24 protein-coding genes and 1 pseudogene are annotated in these 25,490 nt (G+C 59.5%); 19 read left to right on the forward strand and 6 right to left on the reverse strand.

Annotated features, from left to right (window positions below; translation table 11 throughout):
- Positions 1 to 4 precede the first annotated feature (4 nt).
- The 4 genes from clpA to JZY08_RS05495 all read left to right on the forward strand — a co-directional run bounded on the left by clpA (position 5) and on the right by JZY08_RS05495 (position 4,708).
- Entirely contained in the window at positions 5 to 2,521 is a 2,517-nt protein-coding gene (gene clpA, locus JZY08_RS05480; RefSeq protein WP_216331259.1) for an ATP-dependent Clp protease ATP-binding subunit ClpA, read from the forward strand.
- A gap of 69 nt (positions 2,522 to 2,590) precedes the next feature.
- Positions 2,591 to 3,349: an AzlC family ABC transporter permease gene (locus tag JZY08_RS05485; protein ID WP_003496261.1), complete on the forward strand. Its 759-nt coding sequence runs from the start codon at positions 2,591 to 2,593 to the stop codon at positions 3,347 to 3,349.
- Positions 3,346 to 3,690, forward strand: coding sequence for an AzlD domain-containing protein (locus tag JZY08_RS05490; protein ID WP_003496258.1), 345 nt, complete (start codon positions 3,346 to 3,348; stop codon positions 3,688 to 3,690). The genes JZY08_RS05485 and JZY08_RS05490 overlap by 4 nt, the downstream gene beginning before the upstream one ends.
- Before the next feature lie 67 nt (positions 3,691 to 3,757).
- Positions 3,758 to 4,708 (forward strand): phosphatase PAP2 family protein, encoded by a 951-nt coding sequence (locus JZY08_RS05495; protein ID WP_216331260.1) that lies wholly within the window; start codon positions 3,758 to 3,760, stop codon positions 4,706 to 4,708.
- Here JZY08_RS05495 and JZY08_RS05500 read toward each other — a convergent pair.
- A pseudogene (locus tag JZY08_RS05500) lies at positions 4,696 to 5,577 on the reverse strand (LysR family transcriptional regulator); the annotation flags it as partial. The gene JZY08_RS05495 and the pseudogene JZY08_RS05500 sit on opposite strands and share 13 nt — an antisense overlap.
- A gap of 110 nt (positions 5,578 to 5,687) precedes the next feature.
- On the opposite strand from JZY08_RS05500, the gene JZY08_RS05505 reads away from it, so the two are divergent.
- A complete protein-coding gene (locus JZY08_RS05505; protein WP_216331261.1) occupies positions 5,688 to 6,539 on the forward strand; it encodes a DUF1989 domain-containing protein in 852 nt (283 codons plus the stop codon).
- A gap of 178 nt (positions 6,540 to 6,717) precedes the next feature.
- Here JZY08_RS05505 and JZY08_RS05510 read toward each other — a convergent pair whose 3' ends face one another.
- Genes JZY08_RS05510 through JZY08_RS05525 form a run of 4 tightly spaced genes read right to left on the reverse strand, consistent with a single transcriptional unit; the run spans position 6,718 to position 9,574 of the window.
- The gene (locus JZY08_RS05510) at positions 6,718 to 7,149 is read right to left on the reverse strand and encodes an HIT family protein (protein ID WP_216331263.1); all 432 of its coding nucleotides are present in this window, start codon (positions 7,147 to 7,149) and stop codon (positions 6,718 to 6,720) included.
- A 21-nt stretch (positions 7,150 to 7,170) separates the two neighbouring features.
- Complete coding sequence (locus JZY08_RS05515; RefSeq protein WP_216331264.1) at positions 7,171 to 8,370, reverse strand: GNAT family N-acetyltransferase; 1,200 nt, start codon at positions 8,368 to 8,370, stop codon at positions 7,171 to 7,173.
- Positions 8,367 to 9,107, reverse strand: coding sequence for a glycerophosphodiester phosphodiesterase (locus tag JZY08_RS05520; RefSeq protein WP_003496248.1), 741 nt, complete (start codon positions 9,105 to 9,107; stop codon positions 8,367 to 8,369). The genes JZY08_RS05515 and JZY08_RS05520 overlap by 4 nt, the downstream gene beginning before the upstream one ends.
- Positions 9,104 to 9,574 (reverse strand): RidA family protein, encoded by a 471-nt coding sequence (locus JZY08_RS05525; protein WP_003496246.1) that lies wholly within the window; start codon positions 9,572 to 9,574, stop codon positions 9,104 to 9,106. The genes JZY08_RS05520 and JZY08_RS05525 overlap by 4 nt, the downstream gene beginning before the upstream one ends.
- A gap of 158 nt (positions 9,575 to 9,732) precedes the next feature.
- On the opposite strand from JZY08_RS05525, the gene JZY08_RS05530 reads away from it, so the two are divergent.
- The 14 genes from JZY08_RS05530 (at position 9,733) to lpxB (ending at position 24,015) form a co-directional block, all read left to right on the forward strand.
- Positions 9,733 to 10,533 carry a cell envelope integrity EipB family protein gene (locus JZY08_RS05530; RefSeq protein ID WP_246231275.1) on the forward strand — a complete coding sequence of 267 codons (801 nt, stop codon included), beginning with the start codon at positions 9,733 to 9,735 and terminating at the stop codon, positions 10,531 to 10,533.
- 193 nt (positions 10,534 to 10,726) lie between these two features.
- Positions 10,727 to 11,494, forward strand: coding sequence for a 30S ribosomal protein S2 (gene rpsB, locus JZY08_RS05535; RefSeq protein ID WP_003496241.1), 768 nt, complete (start codon positions 10,727 to 10,729; stop codon positions 11,492 to 11,494).
- A gap of 360 nt (positions 11,495 to 11,854) precedes the next feature.
- On the forward strand, positions 11,855 to 12,781 hold the full coding sequence (tsf, locus tag JZY08_RS05540; RefSeq protein ID WP_216331265.1) for a translation elongation factor Ts: 927 nt from the start codon (positions 11,855 to 11,857) through the stop codon (positions 12,779 to 12,781).
- A gap of 97 nt (positions 12,782 to 12,878) precedes the next feature.
- Positions 12,879 to 13,601, forward strand: a complete 723-nt coding sequence (pyrH, locus tag JZY08_RS05545; protein ID WP_003502561.1) for a UMP kinase — start codon at positions 12,879 to 12,881, stop codon at positions 13,599 to 13,601.
- 67 nt (positions 13,602 to 13,668) lie between these two features.
- On the forward strand, positions 13,669 to 14,226 hold the full coding sequence (frr, locus tag JZY08_RS05550) for a ribosome recycling factor (protein ID WP_003496224.1): 558 nt from the start codon (positions 13,669 to 13,671) through the stop codon (positions 14,224 to 14,226).
- A 65-nt stretch (positions 14,227 to 14,291) separates the two neighbouring features.
- Entirely contained in the window at positions 14,292 to 15,035 is a 744-nt protein-coding gene (locus tag JZY08_RS05555; protein WP_082184190.1) for an isoprenyl transferase, read from the forward strand.
- Positions 15,035 to 15,868: a phosphatidate cytidylyltransferase gene (locus JZY08_RS05560; RefSeq protein WP_216331266.1), complete on the forward strand. Its 834-nt coding sequence runs from the start codon at positions 15,035 to 15,037 to the stop codon at positions 15,866 to 15,868. Before JZY08_RS05555 ends, JZY08_RS05560 begins: the two co-directional genes overlap by 1 nt.
- Before the next feature lie 49 nt (positions 15,869 to 15,917).
- A complete protein-coding gene (rseP, locus tag JZY08_RS05565) occupies positions 15,918 to 17,039 on the forward strand; it encodes an RIP metalloprotease RseP (protein ID WP_216331509.1) in 1,122 nt (373 codons plus the stop codon).
- 199 nt (positions 17,040 to 17,238) lie between these two features.
- Positions 17,239 to 19,563: an outer membrane protein assembly factor BamA gene (gene bamA / locus JZY08_RS05570; protein ID WP_035242544.1), complete on the forward strand. Its 2,325-nt coding sequence runs from the start codon at positions 17,239 to 17,241 to the stop codon at positions 19,561 to 19,563.
- 49 nt (positions 19,564 to 19,612) lie between these two features.
- The gene (gene lpxD / locus JZY08_RS05575) at positions 19,613 to 20,680 is read left to right on the forward strand and encodes a UDP-3-O-(3-hydroxymyristoyl)glucosamine N-acyltransferase (protein ID WP_082184192.1); all 1,068 of its coding nucleotides are present in this window, start codon (positions 19,613 to 19,615) and stop codon (positions 20,678 to 20,680) included.
- The gene (gene fabZ, locus JZY08_RS05580; RefSeq protein WP_080600365.1) at positions 20,673 to 21,140 is read left to right on the forward strand and encodes a 3-hydroxyacyl-ACP dehydratase FabZ; all 468 of its coding nucleotides are present in this window, start codon (positions 20,673 to 20,675) and stop codon (positions 21,138 to 21,140) included. Before lpxD ends, fabZ begins: the two co-directional genes overlap by 8 nt.
- Positions 21,137 to 21,952 carry an acyl-ACP--UDP-N-acetylglucosamine O-acyltransferase gene (gene lpxA, locus JZY08_RS05585; RefSeq protein ID WP_003496208.1) on the forward strand — a complete coding sequence of 272 codons (816 nt, stop codon included), beginning with the start codon at positions 21,137 to 21,139 and terminating at the stop codon, positions 21,950 to 21,952. The genes fabZ and lpxA overlap by 4 nt, the downstream gene beginning before the upstream one ends.
- Positions 21,953 to 21,955: 3 nt before the next feature.
- The gene (locus JZY08_RS05590) at positions 21,956 to 22,837 is read left to right on the forward strand and encodes an LpxI family protein (RefSeq protein ID WP_164056179.1); all 882 of its coding nucleotides are present in this window, start codon (positions 21,956 to 21,958) and stop codon (positions 22,835 to 22,837) included.
- Complete coding sequence (lpxB, locus tag JZY08_RS05595) at positions 22,834 to 24,015, forward strand: lipid-A-disaccharide synthase (protein WP_216331267.1); 1,182 nt, start codon at positions 22,834 to 22,836, stop codon at positions 24,013 to 24,015. The genes JZY08_RS05590 and lpxB overlap by 4 nt, the downstream gene beginning before the upstream one ends.
- A 135-nt stretch (positions 24,016 to 24,150) precedes the next feature.
- Here lpxB and gltA read toward each other — a convergent pair whose 3' ends face one another.
- Positions 24,151 to 25,440, reverse strand: a complete 1,290-nt coding sequence (gltA, locus tag JZY08_RS05600) for a citrate synthase (protein WP_003496202.1) — start codon at positions 25,438 to 25,440, stop codon at positions 24,151 to 24,153.
- Positions 25,441 to 25,490 lie beyond the last annotated feature (50 nt).

Consider the following 25,490-nt stretch of genomic DNA (forward strand, 5'->3'; position numbering starts at 1 on the left):
CAACGTGCCAACTTTTTCCCCAAGTCTCGAGAAGGCGCTGCATCAGGCACTGACCTTTGCGAATGAGCGTCACCACGAATATGCGACGCTTGAACATCTACTTCTGGCGCTGATCGACGACGCGGATGCCGCCGCCGTTATGGGCGCCTGCAATGTCGATCTCGATGCGCTGCGCAAGACCGTCAGCGATTACGTCGACAACGAACTGACCAACCTCGTCACCGGTTACGACGAGGATTCCAAGCCCACATCCGGCTTCCAGCGGGTCATCCAGCGGGCTGTGATCCACGTGCAATCGTCCGGCCGCGAGGAAGTGACCGGCGCGAATGTGCTTGTGGCCATTTTTGCCGAGCGCGAAAGCCATGCCGCCTATTTCCTGCAGGAGCAGGAGATGACCCGTTACGACGCGGTCAACTACATCTCCCATGGCATCGGCAAGCGTCCGGGCACGTCGCAGACGCGCACGCCGCGCGGTGCCGATGAGCCCGAAAGCGAAAACAAGGCGAGCCGCAGCAACCCCGAGGAAGAGGGATCTTCCGCCAAGAAGCAGCAGGATGCGCTGAAGGCCTATTGCGTCAACCTCAATGACAAGGCGAGGAACGGCAAGATCGACCCGCTGATCGGCCGCCACGAGGAGGTCAACCGCACCATCCAGATCCTCTGCCGTCGCTCCAAGAACAACCCGCTTTATGTGGGTGACCCCGGCGTGGGCAAGACGGCCATCGCCGAAGGCCTCGCTAAGCGCATCGTCGAAGGCAAGGTGCCGGAGGCTCTCGCCAACGACACGATCTTCTCGCTCGACATGGGCACGCTGCTTGCCGGAACCCGCTATCGCGGTGATTTCGAGGAGCGTCTGAAGCAGGTCGTCAAGGAACTCGAGGAGTTTCCGGGCGCGGTTCTGTTCATCGACGAAATCCACACCGTCATCGGTGCGGGTGCCACCTCCGGCGGCGCGATGGATGCATCGAACCTGCTGAAGCCGGCCCTGTCGTCGGGCGCGATCCGCTGCATCGGTTCCACCACTTACAAGGAATACCGGCAGTTCTTCGAAAAGGACCGTGCACTCGTGCGCCGTTTCCAGAAGATCGACGTCAACGAGCCGTCCATCGATGATGCGATCGCGATCATGAAGGGGTTGAAGCCTTACTTTGAGGATTATCATCACCTGAGATATTCCAACGAGGCGATCAAGGCTGCCGTCGAACTGTCGGCCCGCTACATTTCCGACCGTAAGCTGCCGGACAAGGCCATCGACGTGATCGACGAGACCGGTGCGGCGCAGATGCTGCTGCCGGCTTCCAAGCGCCGCAAGCTGATCACCGAACGGGAAATCGAGGCAACCATCGCGACGATGGCCCGTATTCCCCCGAAGACAGTCTCCAAGGATGACGAGATGGTTCTCGCCAACCTCGAAAAGGAGCTGCGCTCGGTCGTCTACGGTCAGGATATCGCCATCGAGGCGCTTGCCACCGCCATCAAGCTGGCCCGCGCCGGCCTGCGCGAACCCAACAAGCCGATCGGCTCCTATGTCTTCTCCGGCCCGACGGGCGTGGGCAAGACGGAAGTGGCCAAGCAGCTTGCCGCCTCGCTTGGCGTCGAGATGCTGCGCTTCGACATGTCGGAATATATGGAGCGTCATACCGTGTCGCGCCTGCTCGGCGCACCTCCCGGTTATGTCGGCTTCGATCAGGGCGGTCTGCTGACCGACGGCGTCGACCAGCATCCGCATTCCGTGGTGCTGCTGGACGAAATCGAAAAGGCCCATCCGGATATCTACAACATCCTGTTGCAGGTGATGGACCATGGCTCGCTGACCGACCATAACGGCAAGAAGATCGACTTCCGCAACGTCATCCTCATCATGACGACCAATGCGGGTGCTTCCGAAATGGCGAAATCGGCCATCGGTTTCGGTTCTTCGCGGCGCACGGGCGAGGATGAAGAGGCGATCAACCGCCTGTTCACCCCGGAATTCCGCAACCGTCTGGATGCGATCATTCCGTTCTCGCCGCTGCCGACCGCCGTCATCCACAAGGTGGTGCAGAAGTTCGTCATGCAGCTGGAGACCCAGCTCTCCGAGCGGAATGTCACCTTCGATCTGCATGAGGACGCGATTTCCTGGCTGGCGGAAAAGGGTTACGACGAGAAGATGGGTGCTCGCCCGCTATCGCGCGTGATCCAGGAAAACATCAAGAAGCCGCTCGCCAACGAAATCCTCTTCGGCAAGCTCAAGAAGGGCGGTGTCGTCAGCGTCACCGTCGGCAAGAAGGATGACGGCTCCGACGGTCTCATACTCGACGTTCTGCCGGAGACTGCGCCCGTGAAGCCGAAGCCGGAGGCGGAGCTCAAGGCCGCAAAGTCGCCGGGCAAGGCTTCGAAGGGCAAGGCGAAACCCGCCTCGAAGGCTGCCAAGGCCAATGAGGAGGCAGATGTTCTGGTTGCCGAGGCGGACAAGGCTGACGAAGAGAACAAGCCGCGCCGCAAGGCCAATACGGTGCCGAAAGTGCCGAAGAAGAAATGATCGCGGTCTTTCGATCGATAAACCGATGCCGGGCGAAAGCCCGGCATTTTCATGTATAGTGGATCAGCAATGCAGACTGCCGACAGCGATGCCATCCCCCTGCGTGGCTGGTTTTTCAGGGGAATGCGGGGCATATTTTCGTTACCCTCGCTCATTCTCATGACATCCTTTGTCGGTTTCAGCGCCTTCGCGCTGGAATCGGGCGTGGCACGCGGCGAAGCGGTGTTCATGACGCTGACGATCTGGGCCCTGCCGGCCAAGATGATCCTGATCGGCTCCATGGTCGGCGGCGCCAATCTCGCCGCCTGTTTTCTGGCGGTGACGCTGTCATCGGTGCGGATGATGCCGATGGTCGCCTCCATCGTTCCGGAAATGCGCGGCGCGAAGACGCCGACATGGATATTGCTGTTTCTTTCTCATTTCGTCGCGATCACGGCCTGGGTCTTCGCCACGCAGAATCTCTCGAAAGTGCCGCGTGAGGCGCGCGCTGCCTGGTTTGCCGGTTTCGGCATCACGCTTACCGTCGTCAACGCCGTCATCGTCGGTCTTTGTTACGGCGTCGTTGCTGCCTTTCCGCCGCTGGTCGCGGGCGTCCTGTTCTTCCTCACGCCCGTTTATTTCGTGGCGTCGATCTGGGCGTCAGCCCGCCATTCCGTCGTCAAGGTCGCCTTTGTCATCGGTGTGATCGCAGGCCCGGTCTTTGCGGTGATCGCACCCGAATTCGACATTCTCTATGCCGGCATCGGCGGCGGGACCGCGGCCTATCTGATAGATCGATTTGTCTTCCGACGCAGGATCAAACCCGTCTCACCGGAGAGCGAGCCATGATGACCGAAAACTGGTGGGCGCCCTATCTCTTCATCGCCATTGCCGGCTGGCTGGCGACCGATCTCTGGCGCTGGCTCGGCGTTCTCGCCGGTAACCGGCTGAAGGAGGATTCCGAGGCGCTTCACTGGGTGAGGGCGGTCGCCACCGCACTCGTCATGGCCGTTACCGCCAAGCTGATCGTATTCCCGACGGGATCGCTCGAAGCGTCACCGCTATGGCTGCGCATCGGAGCGGCGACGCTCGGTTTCATCGCATTCCTGTTGGCCGGCCAGCGCGTCATCGTCGGCGTGGCCGTGCCGATCCTGCTTCTGGCCGGCGGATTATTCGCGCTTGGTTTTTAATACTCCCCTTATCCGAATATTAAGCCCGTTGCCGTAATGTGCCGCTGACTAAACAGGGGCCAATTCCATGCGGCTATTTGCGGCAGAACGTTTTGTACTTGGCGTGGTCGCCACATTATTCCTCGTGGATGCGGCACTGATCGCTGTCAAAGGCATCAGGGTAGACTATGTCGGGTATTTTATATGCAGCCTGGCGGGAGCGGGCGTTTTCCTCCTCGGTCAATTCTATCGCAAGAGCGGACGTGATCTTCGCATCGCTGCCGCCCTCATTTCAGGCGGACTGTTCATCCTGTTTACGCTTGTCGCGTCCGTTTTTAACTACATGTTTCTGCCTGTCGCTTTTCCGACGATTGATCATGTGCTCTTCCGCGTGGATGCGGCCTTCGGTTACAGCTGGGCGGGTATCGTCCTGTGGGCTGCGACGCACCCATGGGTCGGAACAATCCTGTTCATGGTCTATGCGACATCGCTTCCGCAGCTTCTGGTGGTCGTGATCACGCTCGGTTTTACCGGCAAGGAGCGGATGCTGCACCATTTCCTCGTCACGGGAGTGCTGGGCGCATGTGCAAGCATCGTTTTCTGGATATTCTTCCCGACATTCGGACCTTCTGCCTATGTGCAGGTGCCGCAATGGGTATCTCAGACTATCCCTCTGGCCGTCGGGAATACCTACGGGCAGGAGTTGGTCCGTCTTACAACTGAGGGCGTGGTCTATTTGTCACCCAAAGACGTGCTGGGGCTGATCGGATTTCCGTCATTTCACATCTTCATGGCGGCAATGTCCGTCTGGTTCGTGCCGCGCCACTGGGTGGTGATGGCGGTGATCCTGCCGATCAACCTCTTGATGCCGCTGGCCGTTCTCGTCCAGGGCGGACATCACCTTTCGGATGTTTTCGGCGGTCTCGTCGCTTTTGTCATCGTCTGTGCCGGTTCGGCCCGCCTGCTCAACTGGCTTTCGTCAAGGGAACGGGCAGGGGATGCGGCAAGCTCTCCTGCTCGGATCGTCGCAGCGGAATAATCGCCACGAGTTTCGCCCGCGCGGGCTTCCGCAATAAGCCAGTCCGACAGGATGCGGGCCGAAGCTGTCATTTCTTCCGCCTCGATCAGCCAGTAATATTTGTCCGAATCGGCTGCCCGATCGAAGAGCACCGTCAATTGACCTTCGGCGATTTCGTCGTGAAGAAGTGCGGTCGGGCAAAGGCCGATACCCTGTCCATCCTTAAGCGCCGTCACCAGAAGATTGAAATCCGCAAAGATGGGGCCAGCACGCTTTGGCAGGGATAGGCCCTCAATTGCCAGCCACTCCCGCCACGCCCTCTCGCTGTCGTCATGAAGCAATTCTGCCCGCAGCAGGCTCGAGACGTCATCGAAGGGCCCGGATGTCGCGACGTAGGCAGGCGCGCATGTCGGATGTGTCTCGGCGCTGAAGAGCGCCACGGCTTTCTGCTCAGGGGCTGGGCCGTGTATGATGCTGAGATCGGCTTGCGTTGCGTTATCCCTGCCGGGATAGCTGATCGAAACCTGTATGTCGGGATGCAGTGCCCGGAAGCGGGGAAGGCGCGGTGTCAGAAAATGCGCCACCACTGAAGGCAGGCTTGCGAGGCGGACGGTCATGCGGTCGCGGCCCTGGCTGATCCGCTGCGCGCCGGCGGCGATCTGCCGCAAACTATCCGAGACGGTAATGCCGAATTCCCGGCCCGCCGGGGTGAGCCTGACGCCTCTTGCATGGCGCTCAAAAAGGGGCACACCCAGCCACGCCTCCAGATTGCGCACATGCTGGCTGACGGCAGTCGCCGTCATGCCGAGTTCGACCGCGGCCAAAGAAAAGCTTGTTCTTCTGGCGGCGGCTTCAAAAGCGCGAAGGGTGGCGAGTGGTGGCAGTTTCATGATCCGCAAGGCTAAGTAAGACTTGGTCTGAGCGCAAGAAAAACCCATCTTGTCAGTTGGGCGTTCATGCCGCAATTTCGCGCCGACATCTACATCGCTCCGAGGATTTTATGACCCCTATGCCTGCCGCCGAGCCCGTTGACGCCGCCGCGCGCCGCGCTGTCCGCCCCGTTGTCGTTTATCCGAACGGCACACTTCAGACACCTGACCTTGCGTTTCTGGAGAAGGCAAAGGGACATATGAAGAAGATCGACGAGGTCATCGTGCGGCCGCGTGACGGCCGCAGCTTCAACGTGCCGAAGGGGCATTTCTTCCGCATCGTCAGCATCGATGGGCCGCAGGTGGGGGATCTGAACCTCTGGAACGCCCACGATCTGACGGAACGCTTTTTCAGCGGCAAGACCCGCGCCCTGCATGCCACCCATGTTTCCGTCGGCAACCGGCTGTGGAGCAACCTGCCGTCCCTGCGGCCGATGGCGACCATCACCCATGATACGCTCTCATGGTATGGCTGGGACGAGGATGGTGGCGGCGTGCATGACGTGATCGGCACCCGTTGCGATCCCTATACCAACAGGCTTCTGAGCGGTGGCGATTACCACCATTGCTGCCATTCAAACCTCACCAATGCGCTGGCCTCGGCCAAGGGCCTTTCATTCGGCGAGGCGGAGCCGCATGTGCATGATGTGCTGAATGTCTTCATGTGCACGGGTTTCACCCGCGACACGCATCAATATTTCATGAAGGCGAGCCCCGTGCGGCCGGGCGACTATCTGGAACTTTTCGCGGAAATCGATCTCATCGGCGCGCTCTCAGCCTGCCCGGGCGGCGATTGCGGTTCCAGCCATTCCAGCGATGCGGTCCCGTGCTATCCCCTGAAGGTGGAGATATTCCGGCCGGATATGGCGGTGCTTGAAGGCTGGCCGTGGCCGGAGAAGAATGCGTATCGTCCTTTGGAATGATGATAAACACCTCTGTCGTCCTGCCGGACTAGATCCGGCATCCAGCCACCGCGCGTCTGCGCCGTGAAAGGATTCTTTCGCGATCAAGGACTTGATCGCAGTGGACCCCGGATCAAGTCCGGGGTGACGGTGTGCGGATGCCGCCGTTCTGCGAAACGCGCAGGCGTCTCGGTACCCGTCACGAAGCAAGCGCCGCCTTTATCTTCTCGGCATGGGCCTTCAGCACCTCGCCATCGGCCATCGCGCCGGAATGAGGCCTCAGCGGCTCGCCTTCCTTGCGCGGAATGACGTGGAAATGCAGGTGGAACACGGTCTGGCCGGCCGCCGGTTCATTGAACTGGGCGACAAAGACGCCGTCCGCATCGAAGGCTTCCTTGGCCGCGACCGCGAGTTTTTGCACCACGGGAATGGTCTTTGCCAGCACTTCCGGGTCTGCATCGAGCAGATTGCGTGAACCGATCTTCGGGACGACCAGCAGATGGCCCGGCGCCTGCGGCATCACATCCATGAAGGCCAGCGTATGCTCGTCCTCATAAAGCTTGTGGCTCGGAATTTCGCCGCGCAGGATTTTCGCGAAGATATTGTTGTCGTCATAAGCGCTGGCCGTCATCGGTGATCTCCTCATCGCGGACTATGCGTCCGGTTCCTGTTCCTGTCTCTCGCCCTTGCGGAAGGGCGTGTGGTCTTCCAGATAGTCGCCGATATGCTCAACTTCTTCGCGCTCGCGCTGAAGATAGTCGGCAATGGCGCGGCGCAGACCCGGGTGAACGATGAAATGCGCCGAATGGGTGGTGACGGGCACATAACCGCGCGCCAGCTTGTGCTCGCCCTGCGCACCCGCTTCCACCCGCTTCAAACCCTTCGCCAGCGCGAAGTCGATCGCCTGATGGTAGCAGACCTCGAAATGCAAAAACGGATGATCCTCGATGCAGCCCCAGTGGCGGCCATAAAGCGCATCCGAGCCGATGAAATTGATCGCGCCGGCAATATAGCGCCCCTCGCGTTTCGCCATCACCAGCAGCACATCATCGGCCATACGCTCGCCGATCAGCGAATAAAACTCCCGCGTCAGATAGGGCCGGCCCCATTTGCGGCCGCCGGTATCCATATAGAAGGCGAAGAACTGGTCCCAGATATCTTCGGTGAGGTCGCTTCCGGTCAGCCAGTCGATCTCGATGCCGTGTTCCAGCGCCGCGCGGCGTTCCTTTTTCAGCCCCTTGCGCTTGCGCGATGAAAGGGCGTCGAGAAAATCATCGTGGTCGCGATAACCGTCATTGATGAAATGAAACTGTTGGTCGGTCCTGTGCAGGAAATCGCGCGGCAGAAGGGCGGAAAGATCGCTCTCTTCCAGAAATGTGACATGTGCCGAGGAGACGCCGATCTTTTCAGTCACCTGCGCGAGACCGGAGGCCAGTAACGCCTTGAAGCGTGTCTCGTCTTCGTTTTCCGAAACGAGCAGCCGTTGCCCGGTTGCCGGTGTGAAGGGCACTGAACATTGCAGTTTCGGGTAATAGTGCCCACCCGCCCGCTCAAAGGCATCCGCCCAGCCATGGTCGAAGACATATTCGCCCTTGCTGTGGTTCTTCAGATAGGCAGGTATTGCCCCAACCAGCGCGCCGGACGCGTTTTCGAGAAGCAGATGGTGTCCAAGCCAACCGGTCTTGGCAGTCGCTGATCCGGAATCCTCCATGGAGGATAAAAATTCGTGGGAAATAAATGGGTTGTAATATTTACCTAATGTATTGCGCGATGTTCCGGAAAGCCGCTTCCAGCTTTCCGGATCGATATCCCCAAGGGACTGCGCAACGCGTATGGAATAGTCTTCTGTCATGCCGTGGCGGAGGGGTTCTCTCTCGGGTCGAAACCTTCGAATGTCATCTGGTCCGCATATTTATAGGTAGTCTCGCGCGCATTTTCATCCCTGACCGTCCAGGTAATTACCGGAAGCCCAAGTTTTCTCTGCGCCTCGATGAAGCTGTTGGGCAGATGACCCCAATGATAGGAGATGAAATCGATTCCGGTTTGCATCGCCTCGTCATGTTTGAAGAAGTCTTCCGGCTTGTCGCCCTCGGCGGTCAGCCCGAGCGGCCAGGGCGAGCCCGCCGCCTTCAGATCCTTGAGGAGATGATGGTCGAAGCTCATCAGCGCCACATGGCCCTTGTAACCCTCGAGGTCCTCCAGCACCGCTTCGGCAAAACCGTCATCGACGCCTTCGCCCTCGCGACCTTTCAGCTCGATCACCAGCGGCACCTTGCCCGCGCAAAGCGTCAGAAGCTGCTTCAGCGTCGGGATACGGTCCTTGGTCTGGCCAACGGAGAGGAGAGACAATTCACCGGAGGTATGTTCGCGTACGTCGCCCTTGATGCCCGTCAATCGGGCCATGTCGTCGTCGTGAAAAATGACGGGCACGCTGTCGGCTGCCAGCTGCACGTCGCATTCAATGGCGAAACCGGCCTCGATGGCGCGGGAAAAGGCGGAAAGCGTGTTTTCCCAGACCGCCTTGTTCAGATCGTGATAACCGCGATGGGCGACGGGCTCGGCCGTCAGCCAGGAGAGTTTAAGGGTCATGCTTCGATTTCCAGGATGGCGTCGATCTCGACGGCGGCATTGAAGGGCAGGCAGGCCATGCCGACGGCAGCGCGGGCATGCTTGCCGGCATCGCCCAGAACATTGGCGAGAAGGTTAGACGCGCCATTGATGACGAGATGCTGTTCGACGAATTCCGGAACGGAGGCAACGAAGCCATTCAGCTTGATGACGCGGCGGATTTTCGAGAGGTCGCCATTCAACGCGGCCTTGACCTGTGCGAGAATGTTGACGGCGCAAAGTTCGGCGGCGCGCTGGGCGCCTGGCACGTCAACATCGCGGCCAACAAGACCCGTCACCGCAATCTTGCCTGATTCCATCGGCAGTTGACCCGATACATAAAGAAGATTGCCGCTGATGGTGAACGGAACGTAGTTTGCGGCTGGTGCTGCCGCTACGGGAAGCGTAAAGCCAAGTTCCTTGAGGCGGCCTTCGATGACGTCCGACATTTTCGTCTCCGGTTTTGTTGTAAATCCTTCAAGAATCCGGCATTCAGAAGATGTTGATCCAAAAGCCGGGCGGTTGCTTGTACAATATGAGCGGTGAGTCCAACAGGAGATATTGCATGTTTGTCAGGACGCTTGGTTTCGTTGCCGCAACAGGGCTTATGACCGGCCTGTCGAACGCTGCCAATGCCTTGCCCGTCACGGTTCCGGATCTCGTTGCGCACCGCGCCATCTATGATCTCGAACTCAAGGATGCGTCCGACCGCTCCGGCATCGAGGGCATGACGGGCCGCATGGTCTATGAATTCACCGGCTCCGCCTGTCAGGGCTACAAGACGGACTTCCGTTTCGTGACGCAGATCAACACCGGCGACGCGGTCCGCATGACCGACCAGCAGACGACGACCTTCGAAGACCTGACAGCAAAGAAGTTCACCTTCGAGACCAAGTCCTACACGGACGACAAGCTGGACAAGGAAGTGCAGGGGGCCGCAGTCGACAGCAGTGAGGGCGTGAAGGTCGATCTGACCCGCCCGGACGCCCGTCAGGTCAGTCTCGTCGCCAGCGAATTTCCGACGGAACATATGGTCCAGGTCATCGAGCATGCCAGACAGGGAAAGCGCATCTTCGAATCCCGCATTTTCGACGGTTCGGATGACGGCGATGAAAGTCTGATCACCTCCACGCTTGTCGGCAAGTCGCAAATGCCGAAGGATGGCGACGCCGAGGCCGGCAAGGCGGGCGATTTCGCCAAGGCCGCATTCTGGCCGGTGACGATCGCCTACTACAACGACAAGACGGGTACGGACGCGCTGCCGATCTACCGCATGTCATTCAAACTTTACGAAAACGGAATCACCCGCGACCTGACGATGGATTACGGCGATTTCGTTCTGACCGGCAAGCTCGCGAAGCTTGATATTCTCAAGCCGGAAACCTGCGAAAACAAGCCGGTTCGCTGAAAGGCGGGCCATTCGCGCGGTTTTTTCGCATAAATGCTTGCTTTTTATCTGTGGCGACTGTATGCGCCTCACCATTCCACACGCGAAGCTTGGGATGTTCCGGGAGAAATCCGGTTCGTTCCGCCCGGTGGTATCGATGAAAATCGGTGCTGTTCGCTTCGCGGGGGTTAAACCGGAAAAGGAGTAACAAGGCATGGCATTGCCCGATTTTTCTATGCGCCAGCTTCTGGAAGCTGGTGTTCACTTCGGCCACCAGACGCACCGCTGGAACCCGAAGATGAAGCCGTACATCTTCGGCGACCGTAACAACATCCACATCATCGACCTGGCTCAGACCGTTCCGATGCTGTCGCGCGCCCTTCAGGTCGTGTCCGACACCGTCGCTCGCGGCGGCCGCGTTCTGTTCGTCGGCACCAAGCGTCAGGCGTCCGAAATCATCGCCGACAGCGCGAAGCGTTCGGCCCAGTATTACGTCAACTCCCGCTGGCTCGGCGGCATGATGACCAACTGGAAGACCATCTCCAACTCGATCCAGCGCCTGCGCAAGGTCGACGAGATCCTGAACTCGGAAGCTTCCGGCTACTCCAAGAAGGAACGCCTGAACCTTGAGCGCGAGCGCGAAAAGCTTGAAAAGGCTCTCGGCGGTATCCGCGATATGGGCGGCGTTCCGGACCTGATGTTCATCATCGACACCAACAAGGAAAAGATCGCGATCGAAGAAGCCAAGCGTCTTGGCATTCCGGTCGTTGCGATCATCGACAGCAACTGCGATCCGGATCACATCGACTACCCGATCCCGGGTAACGATGACGCATCGCGCGCCATCTCGCTCTATTGCGACCTGATTGCCCGTGCTGCCATCGACGGTATTGCCCGTCAGCAGGGCGCTTCCGGCCGCGACATCGGCGCTTCTGAAGAAGCTCCGATCGAGCCCGCGCTCGAAGACGAGGCTGGCGCCTGATCTAGGCCCTGTCTGGCGGCGATTTCTTGATCGCCGTCTCCTCGACCAGGATATGACAAGGCCGTCAAAGACCTTCAATGGGTTGACGGCCTTGTTCGTTTCAAGCGCTCCGCTACGTTTTTAGGAAACCGCTGGCGTCTGACGTGGTTGAAACGCAAGGCAGTCTTCATAACGCTGTCACACTTCGGCGGCACCCATCATTCCGATGCATGGAGACGCCGCAGCACTTGGGAATGCGCATGCCCCTTTCCTGAAATCCTCTCCGGTTTCAAAGGGTGTGCGGCCGGGTACAGTCATCACCCAGAACTTCGGCACGGCAAATTCCGCCGGCTGACCGATCGAACCGATAAGAGGCAAACAATGACCGAAATCACAGCCGCAATGGTGAAGGAACTGCGCGAGAAGTCTGGCGCAGGCATGATGGACTGCAAGAAGGCTCTTGCTGAGACCAATGGCGACATGGAAGCGGCGATCGACTGGCTGCGCGCCAAGGGCATCGCAAAGGCCGACAAGAAGTCTGGCCGTACGGCTGCTGAAGGTCTGGTCGGCGTCGCCACCATGGGTCACAAGGCTGTTGTTGTCGAACTCAACTCCGAAACCGACTTCGTTGCCCGTAACGATGCGTTCCAGGACCTTATCCGCGGTATCGCCCAGGTTGCCCTCACCACCAACGGCACCGTTGACGCTGTTTCCGCTGCCACCTATCCGGCAACCGGCAAGTCCGTCTCCGACAGCATCAAGGACGCCATCGCCACCATCGGCGAAAACATGACGCTGCGCCGCTCGGCTGCGCTCGAAGTCGAGCACGGCGTTGTCGCGACCTACATCCACAACGCTGCCGGCGACGGCATCGGCAAGCTCGGTGTTCTCGTTGCCCTGAAGTCGGTTGGCGACAAGGCTGTCCTGAACTCGATCGGCCGCCAGGTTGCCATGCACATTGCTGCGACCAACCCGCTCGCCATCCGTGCCGAAGAAGTCGACGCGGCTGTTGCCGAGCGCGAGCGTAACGTCTTCATCGAACAGGCCCGCGAATCCGGCAAGCCGGAAGCCATCATCGAAAAGATGGTTGATGGCCGCATGCGCAAGTTCTTCGAAGAAGTTGCCCTTCTGTCGCAGGCTTTCGTCATCAACCCGGACCTGACCGTCGGCGCTGCCGTCAAGGAAGCCGAAAAGGAAGCCGGCGCCGCCATCGAAGTGACGGGCATGGTTCGCCTGCTGCTCGGCGAAGGCGTCGAGAAGGAAGAAAGCGATTTCGCAGCAGAAGTCGCCGCCGTCGCCAAGGGCTGATTATATTTACCCAATCTTGGGAAAACGGGAGGGCATCGCGTGACAACGCGGTGCCCTTCGTGTATCCGCGTTTCGGTTACATTTCCGAGGAGTCATGATGTCTTCCAAGCCGATCTACAAACGTGTTCTTCTCAAGGCTTCCGGTGAAGCCCTCATGGGCGATCAGGGTTTCGGTATCGATGTGGCGGTGGCCGACCGGATTGCCTCCGATATCGCCGAAGCAAGGGCGATGGGCGTTGAAGTCGGCGTCGTCGTCGGCGGCGGCAATATTTTCCGCGGCGTCGCCGTGGCATCCAAGGGCGGCGACCGCGTCACCGGCGACCATATGGGCATGCTGGCGACCGTCATCAACGCGCTGGCGCTCGCAACGTCGCTGCGCAAGCTCAGCATCGACACCGTCGTTCTGTCCGCAATCGCCATGCCTGAAATCTGTGAGAGCTTCTCGCAGCGCGCAGCTCTTCATCATCTCGCACAGGGTCGCGTGGTGATTTTTGCCGGCGGCACGGGCAACCCCTTCTTCACCACCGATTCCGCCGCAGCGCTGCGCGCCGCGGAAATGGGCGCCGAAGCCATCTTCAAGGGCACCCAGGTGGACGGCATCTATTCGGCCGATCCGAAGAAGGATCCGACAGCCACCCGCTTCGACGAGCTGACCCATAGCGAAGTGCTCGGCAAGGGGCTGGCGGTCATGGATATCGCGGCTGTTGCGCTTGCCCGAGAAAACCACATCCCGATCATCGTTTTCTCGATCCATGAGAAGGGCGGTTTCGCGCAGATATTGACCGGCGGTGGCCGCAAGACCATCGTGCACGACAAGTAATCAAGAAAAGATGCCGCCCCTTGGGGCGAATTCCGGCCGGAACGGCCGACAGAGATGGAGTATCAAGATGAGTGGTATTGACCTCAACGATATCAAGCGCCGCATGGATGGCGCCATCAATGCGTTCAAGAGCGATATCGCATCGCTGCGCACCGGCCGTGCTTCGGCCAACATTCTCGATCCGGTAACCATCGAGGCCTATGGCTCGCGCGTACCGCTCAACCAGGTCGCGAACATCACCGTACCGGAGCCGCGCATGCTCGGCGTCAACATCTGGGACAAGTCGATGGTCAATGCCGTCGACCGTGCAATCCGCGAATCCAATCTCGGCCTCAACCCGATCGTTGACGGCCAGAACCTCAGAATTCCGCTGCCCGAGCTCAACGAGGAGCGCCGCAAATCGCTCGTCAAGGTAGCCCATGATTATGCCGAAAAGTCCAAGGTGGCGATTCGCCATGTTCGTCGTGACGGCATGGATGGTCTGAAAAAAGCCGAAAAGGACGGTGACATCGGTCAGGACGAAAGTCGTGGCCAGTCTGAAAAGGTCCAGAAAATGACCGACGACACGATTTCGGAAATTGACCGCTTGCTTGGCGAGAAGGAAAAGGAAATCATGCAGGTCTGATATCGCTTTGCGATAGACCTGTATTTTATTCGTTTTAATTCCGCACTGCCTGTTACTGGATCGATATGCCGACGACGACACGTTCCTCCATACCCGAGCACGTCGCCATCATCATGGATGGCAATGGACGCTGGGCAAAACAGCGCGGTCTTCCGCGCGTGATGGGGCATCGCCGCGGGGTGGAGGCCGTGCGCGAGACCGTGCGTGCGGCGGGCGATTGCGGTATCCGCTATCTCACGCTGTTCGCCTTCTCGTCGGAAAACTGGCGCAGGCCGGAATCCGAGGTCAGCGACCTGATGGGCCTTCTGAAGGCTTTCATCCGGCGCGACCTTGCGGAACTTCATCGCGAAAACGTCCGTGTCCGGATCATCGGTGACAGGCAGGGACTGAAAAACGATATACGCAGCCTTCTTGAAGAAGCCGAACAGATGACGGCTGATAACACCAAGCTGACGCTGGTGATCGCCTTCAATTATGGCAGCCGCGACGAGATTACCCGCGCAACGATGGCGATCGCCAGCGACGTCGCGGAAGGCCGGCTGGACGTGGCATCGATCACGCCCGAGATGATTTCGGCGCGACTCGATACGTCCGGAATACCGGATCCTGATCTGATCATCCGCACCAGCGGTGAGGAACGTCTGTCGAATTTCCTGCTTTGGCAGGCGGCCTATTCCGAATTCCTGTTCATTCCGGAATATTGGCCCGACTTCGACCGCCAGCTGTTTTTCTCCGCAATCGAGCAATATGCATCGCGTGACCGCCGCTTTGGCGCGATCGCCGAGCAGGTTGCCGTGGCAGGCGCCTGATGAGCCGTGAACTCAGACTGCGGATCGTGTCCGCAATTGTCATGGCGGCGGTCATATTGGCGGCGACCTGGTATGGCGGCATTCTGTTCCGCATCGTGGCCGGTCTCCTGGCGATCCTCATCTATTATGAATGGTCGAAGATCACCCGCCTGTCGGAAACCAATTCCACCGGCAATGCCTGGGGCTGGTTTGCGGTCGCTGTCATCGCCGGCAATACGATTTTCGGCGAGCCTTCGCTCGATCTGCCGCTGCTCTCGGGCTTTACGCTGACCGCAGCCTTGTTTCCCGTTCTGCGCGGCAGGAACTGGTGGTTGGTGGGCGGCATCGTTTACGCGGGCCTGAGCGGCATATCGCTTGCGGCCATTCGCGGCGACGAGCTGACCGGTTTTGTCTCCATCCTGTTTATCTTTGCGGTCGTCTGGTCGACGGATATTCTCGCTTATTTCGTCGGGCGCGCCATTGGCGGGCCGAAGCTTGCGCCGGCGATCTCGCCGGGCAAGACCTGGTCGGGCGCGATGGGTGGTGCAGTGGCCGCATTGATCGGGGGAGGCGCCGTGTCGCTCGCCTATCACGGCAGGATAAGCCTGCTCGTATTGGGGCTCGCTCTCATCCTCTCGGTATTCAGCCAGATCGGCGACCTCTTCGAATCCTTCGTGAAACGACGGTTTCAGGTCAAGGATTCCAGCCATCTCATTCCCGGCCACGGCGGCTTCATGGACCGGGTTGACGGTCTTGTTTTCGCCTGCTTTACGGTATTCCTCATTGCTTTCGTGCATGCAGCGGCAACCGGCGACGTACCCGGCTCGGGTGGCGGTCTCTTGCCGGGATTCTAAGCGGCGCGAAAGGTCATGAAATAAAGGGCAGATTGTCATGAACACAGTAATGGCGGCGACCGGCTTTCTGACCGGCTATATAGTGCCCTTCATCCTGGTGCTTTCCCTGCTCGTTTTCGTCCATGAGATGGGCCACTACCTCGTCGGACGCTGGAGCGGCATCCGTTCCACAGCCTTTTCCATCGGTTTCGGCCCTGAGCTGATCGGCTTTACCGACCGGCACGGCACAAGATGGAAGATTTCCGCGATCCCGCTCGGCGGCTACGTGAAGTTCTTCGGCGACGAAGATGCGGCGAGCAAGCCGGATAGTTCCGGCCTGTCGCATATGTCGCTGGAGGAGAGGGCGCAGACGCTTTCCGGCGCCAAGCTATGGAAAAGGGCGGCGACGGTTGCTGCCGGACCCATCGCCAATTTCATTCTCGCCATCCTCATCTTCGCGGTCCTCTTCGGTGTCTATGGCCGGATGATCGCCGATCCGGTCGTGGCCGAAGTGCGCGAAAACAGCGCGGCCGCCGCAGCCGGCGTGCGCCCCGGCGACCGTCTGATGGCGATCGACGGTGAAAAGATGACAACCTTCGAGGATGTCCGCCGTTATGTTGGCATCCGGCCGGGCACGCCGATCGCCGTGACGGTCGAAAGATCGGGCGAAGAGCTTAAGCTGCCGATGGTACCGACTCGCACGGAAACCACCGACCAGTTCGGCAACAAGCTGGAAATGGGTATTATCGGTATCGTCACCGACCAGAGCAGCGGCAATTTCCGCCACATCGAATATTCGCCGTCGCAGGCGTTGCTCGAGGGCGTGCGCGAAACGGGCCACGTCATCACCGGCACCTTCAACTATATCGGCAACCTCGTCACCGGGCGCATGAACGCCGATCAGCTCGGCGGTCCCGTCCGTGTGGCGCAGGCGTCGGGCCAGATGGCGACACTCGGCATTTCGGCAGTTATCCAGCTGGCCGCCGTTCTTTCCGTGTCGATTGGTCTTCTGAACCTGATGCCTGTCCCGGTTCTGGATGGCGGGCATCTGGTGTTTTATGCAATCGAGGCCATCCGCGGCAGGCCGCTTGGCGCCGGTGCGCAGGAGGTGGCTTTCCGTATTGGCATGATGATGATTTTGGGTCTTATGGTTTTTGCAACATGGAATGATATCAGCAGCTTGATCGGCTGAGGATAGTGTTTTAACGGTTTTGTTAGGGACTTGTTTACCCTGTTTTTATGCCGAAGTGGCGAATGAGCCACTCTGGATCACGAAGTAAACAGAATTTAACGTTCTGACTTGCTTGTAGGGGAAAAGCAGGTAAAACGACGCACATGGCCGGAGTCGGGTTCCGCCCGCTGAGGGACAACGTAAAAAGGTAAGAATTGAAATGAAGGCTGGTTCAAGGTTTTTGAACGCTGTGTCGGCGGTTGCGCTGTCTGCTGGTGTTTCTTCGGTTGCGGGCCTCGGCGTGCTTGCCTCTGCTGGCGTTGCAAATGCAGCTGTCATCAGCAGGATCGATGTTCGCGGGGCCGAGAGGTCCGGTGCGGACTCCGTGCGTTCCAACATCACCATTGCGCCGGGTAAGAACTTTTCCAATTCGGACATCGATGAATCGGTGAAGCGTCTTTACGCCACCGGTTACTTCTCGAATGTCTCCATGCGCGTTTCCGGCAGCACGCTGGTCGTGACGGTGAACGAAAACCAGCTGGTCAACCAGGTGGTCTTCAACGGCAACCGCAAGATCAAGGACGACAAGCTGGCCGGCATCGTGCAGACCCAGCCGCTCGGTCCGTTCAACCAGGCTATCGTGACTGCGGATATTGCCCGCATCAAGGAAGCCTACGGTGCCATCGGTCGTAGCGACGTCGAAATCACCACCCAGACCGTTTCTGTCGGTCAGGGCCGCGTGAACATCGCTTTCGTCATCAACGAAGGTGAGCGCACCAAGATCGGCCGCATCGATTTCGTTGGCAACAATGCCTACAGCGACGGCCGTCTTGCCGCCGTCATCAACACCAAGAAGTCCAACATGCTGTCGTTCCTGACGCGTAAGGACGTTTATAACGAGGACAAGCTGCGCGCCGACGAAGAGGCGCTGCGCCAGTTCTACTACAACCGCGGTTATGCTGACTTCCGGGTCGTGTCTTCCGAGGCTGTGCTGGACGAGTCCAAGAACGAATACACCATCTCGATCACCGTCGATGAAGGCCAGCGTTACGATTTCGGCAACGTCGCCGTCGAATCGACCGTGCCGGGCGTTGATGGTTCCGAATTGCAGGGTCTCGTTGAAACCCGCCAGGGCGCAAGCTACAGCGCCAAGGAAGTTCAGCAGACCATGGAAGCGATTTCCAAGCGCGTTGCCGGCGAAGGTTATCCTTTCGCCCGCGTAACGCCGCGCGGCGACCGCGACATGTCCGGCAACACCATCGGTGTGACCTACATTGTCGATCAGGGCGAGCGCGCCTATGTCGAGCGTATCGAAATCCGCGGCAACACCCGCACGCGCGATTACGTCATTCGCCGCGAGTTCGATATTTCCGAAGGCGATGCTTTCAACCAGACGGTCATCACGGCGGCAAAGCGTCGTCTTGAGGCGCTCGGTTACTTCTCCAAGGTCAATATCTCGACCGCCGGCGGCAGCGCGCCTGACCGTGTCGTCATCGTTGTCGATGTTGAAGACCAGTCCACGGGTTCGTTCGGTATCGGTGCAGGTTACTCGCAGAACGACGGCGTGCTGCTTGAAGCATCCATCGAAGAGAAGAACTTCCTCGGTCGCGGCCAGTACATCCGTCTTGCCGCCGGTGCGGGTGAAGATGATGCACGCAGCTACACGCTGTCCTTCACCGAGCCGTATTTCCTCGGCTACCGTCTGGCTGCAGGCTTCGACCTGTTCAAGAGCCAGAGCCGCAGCGAAGACTATTACGATTACGATGAGCAGGGCTTCGCGCTGCGCGTCACCGCGCCGATCACCGAGAACCTCTCGACGACGTTCAAATACACCTACAAGCAGCTCAACTACGATGGTGAGGGCGATTGGGAAACCGGCAGCAATCTTGCCGAACCCTATAAGGCTCTGATCCGTGGTGGTGACTGGACACAGTCCATCATCTCGAACACGCTGAACTACAATACGCTCGATGACCGCAACATGCCGCGCGAAGGCTGGCAGGCTGCCCTGACGAACGAATTTGCAGGTCTCGGCGGCGATTCGGAATACTACAAGATCTACGCCAAGGCGCGCTTCTACTACACGCTGTCGGACGAGTACGATGTCATCGGCTCGCTCACCGGTCAGGCGGGTCACGTTGTTCCGACGGGCGACAATCTGCTGGTATTCGATCAGTTCAAGTTTGGCGGCCGTCAGGTTCGCGGCTTCAAGAACGACGGTATCGGTCCGCGCATCGGCAACGACTCCATCGGCGGCACGACCTACTTTGCGGCTTCCGCAGAAGTCACGGCCCCGATGCCTGGCGTTCCGGAAGATTTCGGCCTGCGTCTGGCTGGCTTCGTCGATGCCGGTACGCTGTACGGCAACAAGGTTGCAAACAGCGCAGGTGTGAAGGACGACAACTCCATCCGCGCATCCGCCGGTATCGGTGTGATGTGGGCGTCGCCCTTCGGCCCGATCCGCGTCGACTATGCCGTTCCGATCGCCAAGGAAGACTACGACGAGGAACAGCGTTTCCGGTTTGGCATGTCCAACACTTTCTGATATCGGCAGTCCAGAACTGCAACTTTGAACGTTCTGGAGTTTCCGGCTAATGGAATACAATGCCTTTTTTCCGCCCCACGATGGACTGCGATTGAAAGATATCGCAGACCGTTTTGGGGCGGAACTGTCTGACGACACGGCAGGAGAGCGGATCATAAGATCCGTTTCCCCGGTCTACCGGGCAAAGTCCGACCAGCTCTGCTATATTCTCACCCGCAAGAATCGCGATGAGCTGCAGACCTGCGAGGCTGGCGCCGTCATTTGTGACGCCGCGCTTAAGGATATGGTTCCGTCCCACATACCGGCGCTGATATCGAAAAACCCCCACACGCTCTTTGCGCAGATCGGTGCCTTGCTGCATCCAGCCGCCATGCGTCCCGCGACGATTGCGCCGATGGAGGGTGAAATCTCCAGTGCCGCGCATGTCGATCCTTCCGCGAAGCTGGAAGCGGGCGTGATCGTCGAGCCGCTTGCTATAATCGGCGCCGGCGCCCATATCGGTGCGGGCACGCGCATCGGCCCGGGTGTCATTATCGGGCCGGATGTACAGGTGGGCCGCGATTGCACCATTGCCGGCGGCGCGAGCATCCTTGCTTCTCTCATCGGCAACAATGTGATCATCCACAACGGCGCCCGCATCGGCCAGGATGGCTTCGGTTACGCGCCCGGTCCGCGCGGCATGCTGAAGATCGTCCAGATTGGCCGTGTCATCATTCAGGACAATGTCGAGATCGGCGCCAATACCACGATCGACCGCGGCACCATGGATGACACTGTCATCGGCGAAGGTACGAAGATCGATAACCAGGTCCAGATCGGCCACAACGTGCGTATCGGCCGCCATTGCGGCATCGTCAGCAAGGTCGGTATCGCGGGCAGCACCCGTATCGGCGACGGCGTGATGATCGGCGGTGCGGCGGGCATCAATGGCCATATCAATATCGGCGACGGCGTGCAGATCGCGGCGATGAGCGGTGTGGTCGCGGACGTACCGGCAGGCGCGCGCTACGGCGGAACGCCTGCACGTCCGATGAAATATTTCCTGCGCGACATGGCCGAAATTCTGGCACGCGCTGAAGGGCGTGACAAAAAAACAGGAGAAAAAAAAGATGACTGAAGAAACTAAGACGACGCTCGGCGCGGCTGACATTCTGGAAGTCATGAAGCTTTTGCCGCATCGTTACCCGTTCCTGCTCATCGACAAGATCATCGAGATCGATGGTAATAATTCGGCGATTGGCATCAAGAATGTGACGGTCAACGAGCCGCATTTCACCGGTCATTTCCCGGACCGCCCGATCATGCCGGGTGTTCTGATCGTTGAAGCCATGGCCCAGACCGCAGGTGCGATCTGCGCCCGCAGCCAGGGTGAGGGTGGTTATCTCGTCTATTTCATGACCATCGACAATGCGCGCTTCCGCAGACCCGTCGTTCCGGGCGATCGTCTGGAAATCCACGTGGTCAAGCAGCGTCAGCGCGGCAATGTCTTCAAATTCCATTGCGAGGCAAAGGTGGACGGCGTGCTGGTGGCGGAAGCCGATGTCGGCGCGATGATGATCCCCGAGGACCAGCAATGAGCACGATCGCGGCTTCGGCCAGAATTCACCCGACCGCCGTTGTCGAAGACGGCGCGGTTATCGGTGAAAATGTCGTCATCGGCGCCCTGAGCTATGTCGGCGCGAAAGTCACGCTGCACGACGACGTCAAGCTGCACAATCATGCCGTCGTCTCCGGTCTGACCGTCATCGGCCGTGGTTCGGTCATCCATCCAATGGCGGTTATCGGCGGCACGCCGCAGGCGGTACGTCACGACGGCTCGGAAACGACGCTCGAGATCGGTGAACGCTGCATCATGCGCGAAGGCGTGACGATGAATGCCGGCAGCTCCGATGGCAGCGGCAAGACGATTGTCGGCGACGACAATCTGTTCCTCGCCAATTCGCATGTAGCGCATGATTGCCGTCTCGGCAGCCATATCATCCTGTCCAACAATGTGATGCTGGCGGGACATGTGACCATCGAGGACCGGGCCATTCTGGGCGGTGGCTGCGCCGTGCACCAGTTCACCCGCATCGGTCGTCAGGCCTTCATCGGCGGGCTGTCGGCAGTCAATTACGACGTCATTCCCTATGGCATGTTGAACGGCAATCCCGGCATTCTCGGTGGCCTCAACGTCGTCGGCATGACACGCGCCGGTATAGATCGTGCGGATATCCACAAGGTCAGGCGCGTCTTCAAGCAGATATTCGAAGGCGAAGGCGCCATCCGCGCCAATGCAGCCGCGATCGACCGCGCGGAATATCTAGACTGCCCCCAGGTCATCGAAATCCTCGACTTCATCGGTGCGGATAGCGACCGCGCGCTCTCCTCGCCAAACCGGGGCAAGTGAGCAGTGACTGGCGGCGGGCGTCTCGCCATCGTGGCCGGCAGCGGCCAGCTGCCGCTCTATGTGGCAGCTGCCGCGCGCGAGATGGGCGAAAACCCCTTCATTGTGCGGTTGCGCGATGATTCCCGCTTCGACTGGACGGGTTTCGACAATGCCGTGATCAGTGTCGGCGATGTTGCCGGGCTTGGTCGTCTGCTGCGTGACAACCAGGTAGACCGCGTCGTGCTTTCCGGCGCCGTTGCGCGGCGTCCGGAATGGCGTGAAATTCGCCCCACGGTCGGCATCGTGCTGAAATTGCCATCCATCGTGCGGACCCTGCTTTCGGGCGGAGATGACGCTGTTCTGCAGATGGTCATCCAGGTCATCGGCACGCTCGGCGCAAAGGTCATAGGCGCCCATGAGATCGCCCCCGGCCTGCTTGCCACGATCGGTGCTTTTGGTGCGCAGAAACCGGCTGAGGATGATCTGCGCGACATACGCAAGGCGGCTCAGGCGGCACTTGCGCTTGGCACGCTTGATGTCGGGCAGGGTGCTGTCTCCGTCGGTGGCCGCATCGTGGCGCTGGAAGGCGTTGAGGGAACCGACGCGATGCTCGCGCGTGTTGCAGCGCTGCGCGCCGAGGGCCGCATCTCGCCCCGCCGCAGGGGCGTGCTGGTCAAGCTCTGCAAGCCACAGCAGGATATCCGCGCCGACCTGCCGACCATCGGTATCGAAACGGTGGAGAATGCGCAGAAAGCCGGGCTGGCGGGCATCGCTGTCGAAGCTGGACGGGCGCTGGTGCTCGACCGCGAAGAGATGTTGAAAGCCGCCGATCAGGCGGGCATATTCGTCTGCGGTATCGATACGTCACTGGGTGAAGACATGGTAGGCGGAGACATGGCAGGATGACGGCAACGTTGAAAGTGGCGGTCATAGCCGGCGAGGTCTCCGGTGATCTTCTGGGCGCGGACCTGATCCGTTCCCTGAAAGCCCGGTATGATGGATCCATCGAGCTGATCGGCGTCGGCGGCGAGGCGCTGGAAGTGCAAGGTCTGGTCTCGCTGTTTGATTATTCCGAGCTTTCCATCATGGGGTTTACGCAGGTCCTCAAGAAACTGCCGAAGCTCATTTCGCGGATCAACCAAACTGCGCAGGCAATCATTGCCGCAAGGCCGGATGTCCTGCTGATTATCGACAGCCCGGATTTCACCCATCGCGTCGCGAAAAAAGTCCGCAAACAATTGCCGCATCTGCCGGTCGTCAATTATGTCTGCCCGAGCGTGTGGGCGTGGAAGGAATATCGCGCCACCGCGATGTTGTCCTATGTCGATCACGTTCTCGCCCTGCTACCCTTCGAGCCGGAGGCGATGCGGCGTCTCGGCGGCCCGCCAACAACCTTTGTCGGCCATCGTCTGAGTGTTGATCACGATGTGCTCTCCGTGCGGCAGAGACGGGTGGAGCGGCCGCTTCCCGCCAATGGCGAACCGAAAACCATTCTTCTCCTGCCGGGGTCGCGCTCCACGGAAACGACGCGGCTGATGGAGCCGTTTCAGGAGGCTGCAAAAGCCTATGTCGAGCGCAACGGCCCGACGAGGTTTCTGTTGCCCACCGTGCCGCGGCAGGAGGCCCGCATCCGCGAATTGGCGGCGGCATGGCCGCAGGAGATCCGGCCAGAAATCGGCATTGATCCCGCTTTTAAATGGAATGCTTTCGCTGCTGCCGACGCGGCGATTGCGGCCTCCGGCACCGTTATTCTCGAACTCGCGCTCGCCGGCGTGCCAACCATCTCGGTTTACAAGACCGACTGGATTTTCACGATGCTGAGCAAGCGGGTGAAAACCTGGACGGGCGCGCTTCCGAACCTGATTGCCGACTATGTCGTCGTGCCGGAATATTTCAATGAGGTGGTACGGGCAGGGTCGATGCTGCGCTGGGCCGAGCGGCTCTCATCCGACACCACCGAGCGTCGGGCGATGCTGGAAGGTTATGCCCTGGTACAGGAACGCCTGCGCACCGATGTGCCCCCGGGCGAAACCGGCGCCCTTATCCTTCTCGATGTTCTGAACAGCCGCAGACAGCAAGGCTGAGCCGGCAGCGATCTTGTCTGGCTCCTACTGGACGTCGGGCCGGGCAGGGTGCTGCTTCTTCTCGATGGTCGTATCCAATAAAAAAGGCCGGCGGATAAACCCCGCCGGCCTTTTGATATTGGACGATTTCCCGGCTTAACGCTTGGAAACCGGAACGTAATCGCGCTTGCCGGCGCCCGTGTAGAGCTGACGCGGACGACCGATGCGCTGCTGCGGGTCTTCGATCATTTCGTTCCACTGCGCGATCCAGCCGACGGTGCGCGCAAGCGCGAACAGCACGGTGAACATGGTCGTGGGGAAGCCGAGAGCCTTCAGCGTGATACCCGAATAGAAGTCGACGTTCGGGTAAAGCTTCTTTTCGACGAAATAAGGATCGGAAAGGGCGATCTTTTCCAGTTCCAGCGCGACCTGCATGATCGGATCGTCGGAATTGCCGGTGGCTTCCAGCACTTCGTACATCGTCTTCTGCATGATCTTGGCGCGCGGGTCGTAGTTCTTGTAGACGCGGTGGCCAAAGCCCATCAGGCGGAACGGATCGTTCTTGTCCTTGGCGCGGGCGATGTATTCGGGAATACGATCAACCGTGCCGATTTCGTTGAGCATGTTGAGTGCCGCTTCGTTGGCGCCGCCATGTGCGGGACCCCAAAGGCAGGCAATGCCCGCTGCAATACAGGCGAAGGGGTTTGCACCCGACGAACCTGCAAGACGCACCGTGGAGGTGGACGCATTCTGCTCGTGATCGGCATGCAGGATGAAGATGCGGTCCATGGCGCGTGCCAGAACCGGATCGACCTTGTATTCCTCGCAAGGCACGGCAAAGCACATGTGCAGGAAGTTGGAGGCGTAATCGAGATCGTTCTTCGGGTAAACGAAGGGCTGGCCGATATGATACTTGTAGGCCATGGCGGCGATCGTCGGCATTTTCGCGATCATGCGCAGGGAAGCGACCATGCGCTGGTGCGGATCGGTAATGTCGGTCGAGTCGTGATAGAAGGCCGAGAGAGCGCCGACCGTGCCGCACATGACGGCCATCGGATGCGCGTCGCGGCGATATCCGGTGAAGAAGCGGCTCATCTGTTCATGCACCATGGTGTGGCGCGTGACGCGGGTGTCGAAGTCCTTCTTCTGAGCCGCGGTCGGCAGTTCGCCGTAAAGCAGCAAATAGCAGGTTTCCAGGAAGTCGCCCTGTTCGGCGAGCTGCTCGATGGGGAAGCCACGATGCAGGAGAACGCCCTCGTCACCATCGATATAGGTGATCTTGGATTCGCAGGAGGCCGTCGACGTGAAACCCGGGTCATAAGTGAAAGAGCCCGTGTGCTTGTACAGCGTGGCGATATCGACGACGCTTGGTCCAATCGTGCCTTCCCTGACCGGGAGTTCGACCTGTTTTTCGCCAAGTGTCACTGTAGCGCTTTTTTCCGTCATACTGATCCTCCGAAAACATGCGGGTGGGGGCGTTGAGACACGCCCCGCGG

The sequence above is a fragment of the Rhizobium sp. X9 genome (assembly GCF_018873185.1).
Taxonomy (GTDB): Bacteria; Pseudomonadota; Alphaproteobacteria; order Rhizobiales; family Rhizobiaceae; genus Agrobacterium; species Agrobacterium oryzihabitans.

Excerpts from the sequence above, each read along its gene's own strand:
- rseP (WP_216331509.1), top strand. The coding sequence starts at position 15,918 with ATGGCGGCGACCGGCTTTCTGACCGGCTATATAGTGCCCTTCATCCTG.
- tsf (WP_216331265.1), top strand. The coding sequence starts at position 11,855 with ATGACCGAAATCACAGCCGCAATGGTGAAGGAACTGCGCGAGAAGTCT.
- fabZ (WP_080600365.1), top strand. The coding sequence starts at position 20,673 with ATGACTGAAGAAACTAAGACGACGCTCGGCGCGGCTGACATTCTGGAA.
- rpsB (WP_003496241.1), top strand. The coding sequence starts at position 10,727 with ATGGCATTGCCCGATTTTTCTATGCGCCAGCTTCTGGAAGCTGGTGTT.
- JZY08_RS05555 (WP_082184190.1), top strand. The coding sequence starts at position 14,292 with ATGCCGACGACGACACGTTCCTCCATACCCGAGCACGTCGCCATCATC.
- lpxA (WP_003496208.1), top strand. The coding sequence starts at position 21,137 with ATGAGCACGATCGCGGCTTCGGCCAGAATTCACCCGACCGCCGTTGTC.
- JZY08_RS05505 (WP_216331261.1), top strand. The coding sequence starts at position 5,688 with ATGACCCCTATGCCTGCCGCCGAGCCCGTTGACGCCGCCGCGCGCCGC.
- bamA (WP_035242544.1), top strand. The coding sequence starts at position 17,239 with ATGAAGGCTGGTTCAAGGTTTTTGAACGCTGTGTCGGCGGTTGCGCTG.
- pyrH (WP_003502561.1), top strand. The coding sequence starts at position 12,879 with ATGTCTTCCAAGCCGATCTACAAACGTGTTCTTCTCAAGGCTTCCGGT.
- lpxD (WP_082184192.1), top strand. The coding sequence starts at position 19,613 with ATGGAATACAATGCCTTTTTTCCGCCCCACGATGGACTGCGATTGAAA.
- JZY08_RS05490 (WP_003496258.1), top strand. The coding sequence starts at position 3,346 with ATGATGACCGAAAACTGGTGGGCGCCCTATCTCTTCATCGCCATTGCC.
- JZY08_RS05530 (WP_246231275.1), top strand. The coding sequence starts at position 9,733 with ATGACCGGCCTGTCGAACGCTGCCAATGCCTTGCCCGTCACGGTTCCG.
- JZY08_RS05520 (WP_003496248.1), bottom strand. The coding sequence starts at position 9,107 with ATGACCCTTAAACTCTCCTGGCTGACGGCCGAGCCCGTCGCCCATCGC.
- JZY08_RS05510 (WP_216331263.1), bottom strand. The coding sequence starts at position 7,149 with ATGACGGCCAGCGCTTATGACGACAACAATATCTTCGCGAAAATCCTG.
- JZY08_RS05485 (WP_003496261.1), top strand. The coding sequence starts at position 2,591 with ATGCAGACTGCCGACAGCGATGCCATCCCCCTGCGTGGCTGGTTTTTC.
- gltA (WP_003496202.1), bottom strand. The coding sequence starts at position 25,440 with ATGACGGAAAAAAGCGCTACAGTGACACTTGGCGAAAAACAGGTCGAA.
- lpxB (WP_216331267.1), top strand. The coding sequence starts at position 22,834 with ATGACGGCAACGTTGAAAGTGGCGGTCATAGCCGGCGAGGTCTCCGGT.
- JZY08_RS05560 (WP_216331266.1), top strand. The coding sequence starts at position 15,035 with ATGAGCCGTGAACTCAGACTGCGGATCGTGTCCGCAATTGTCATGGCG.
- frr (WP_003496224.1), top strand. The coding sequence starts at position 13,669 with ATGAGTGGTATTGACCTCAACGATATCAAGCGCCGCATGGATGGCGCC.
- JZY08_RS05495 (WP_216331260.1), top strand. The coding sequence starts at position 3,758 with ATGCGGCTATTTGCGGCAGAACGTTTTGTACTTGGCGTGGTCGCCACA.
- JZY08_RS05515 (WP_216331264.1), bottom strand. The coding sequence starts at position 8,370 with ATGACAGAAGACTATTCCATACGCGTTGCGCAGTCCCTTGGGGATATC.
- JZY08_RS05525 (WP_003496246.1), bottom strand. The coding sequence starts at position 9,574 with ATGTCGGACGTCATCGAAGGCCGCCTCAAGGAACTTGGCTTTACGCTT.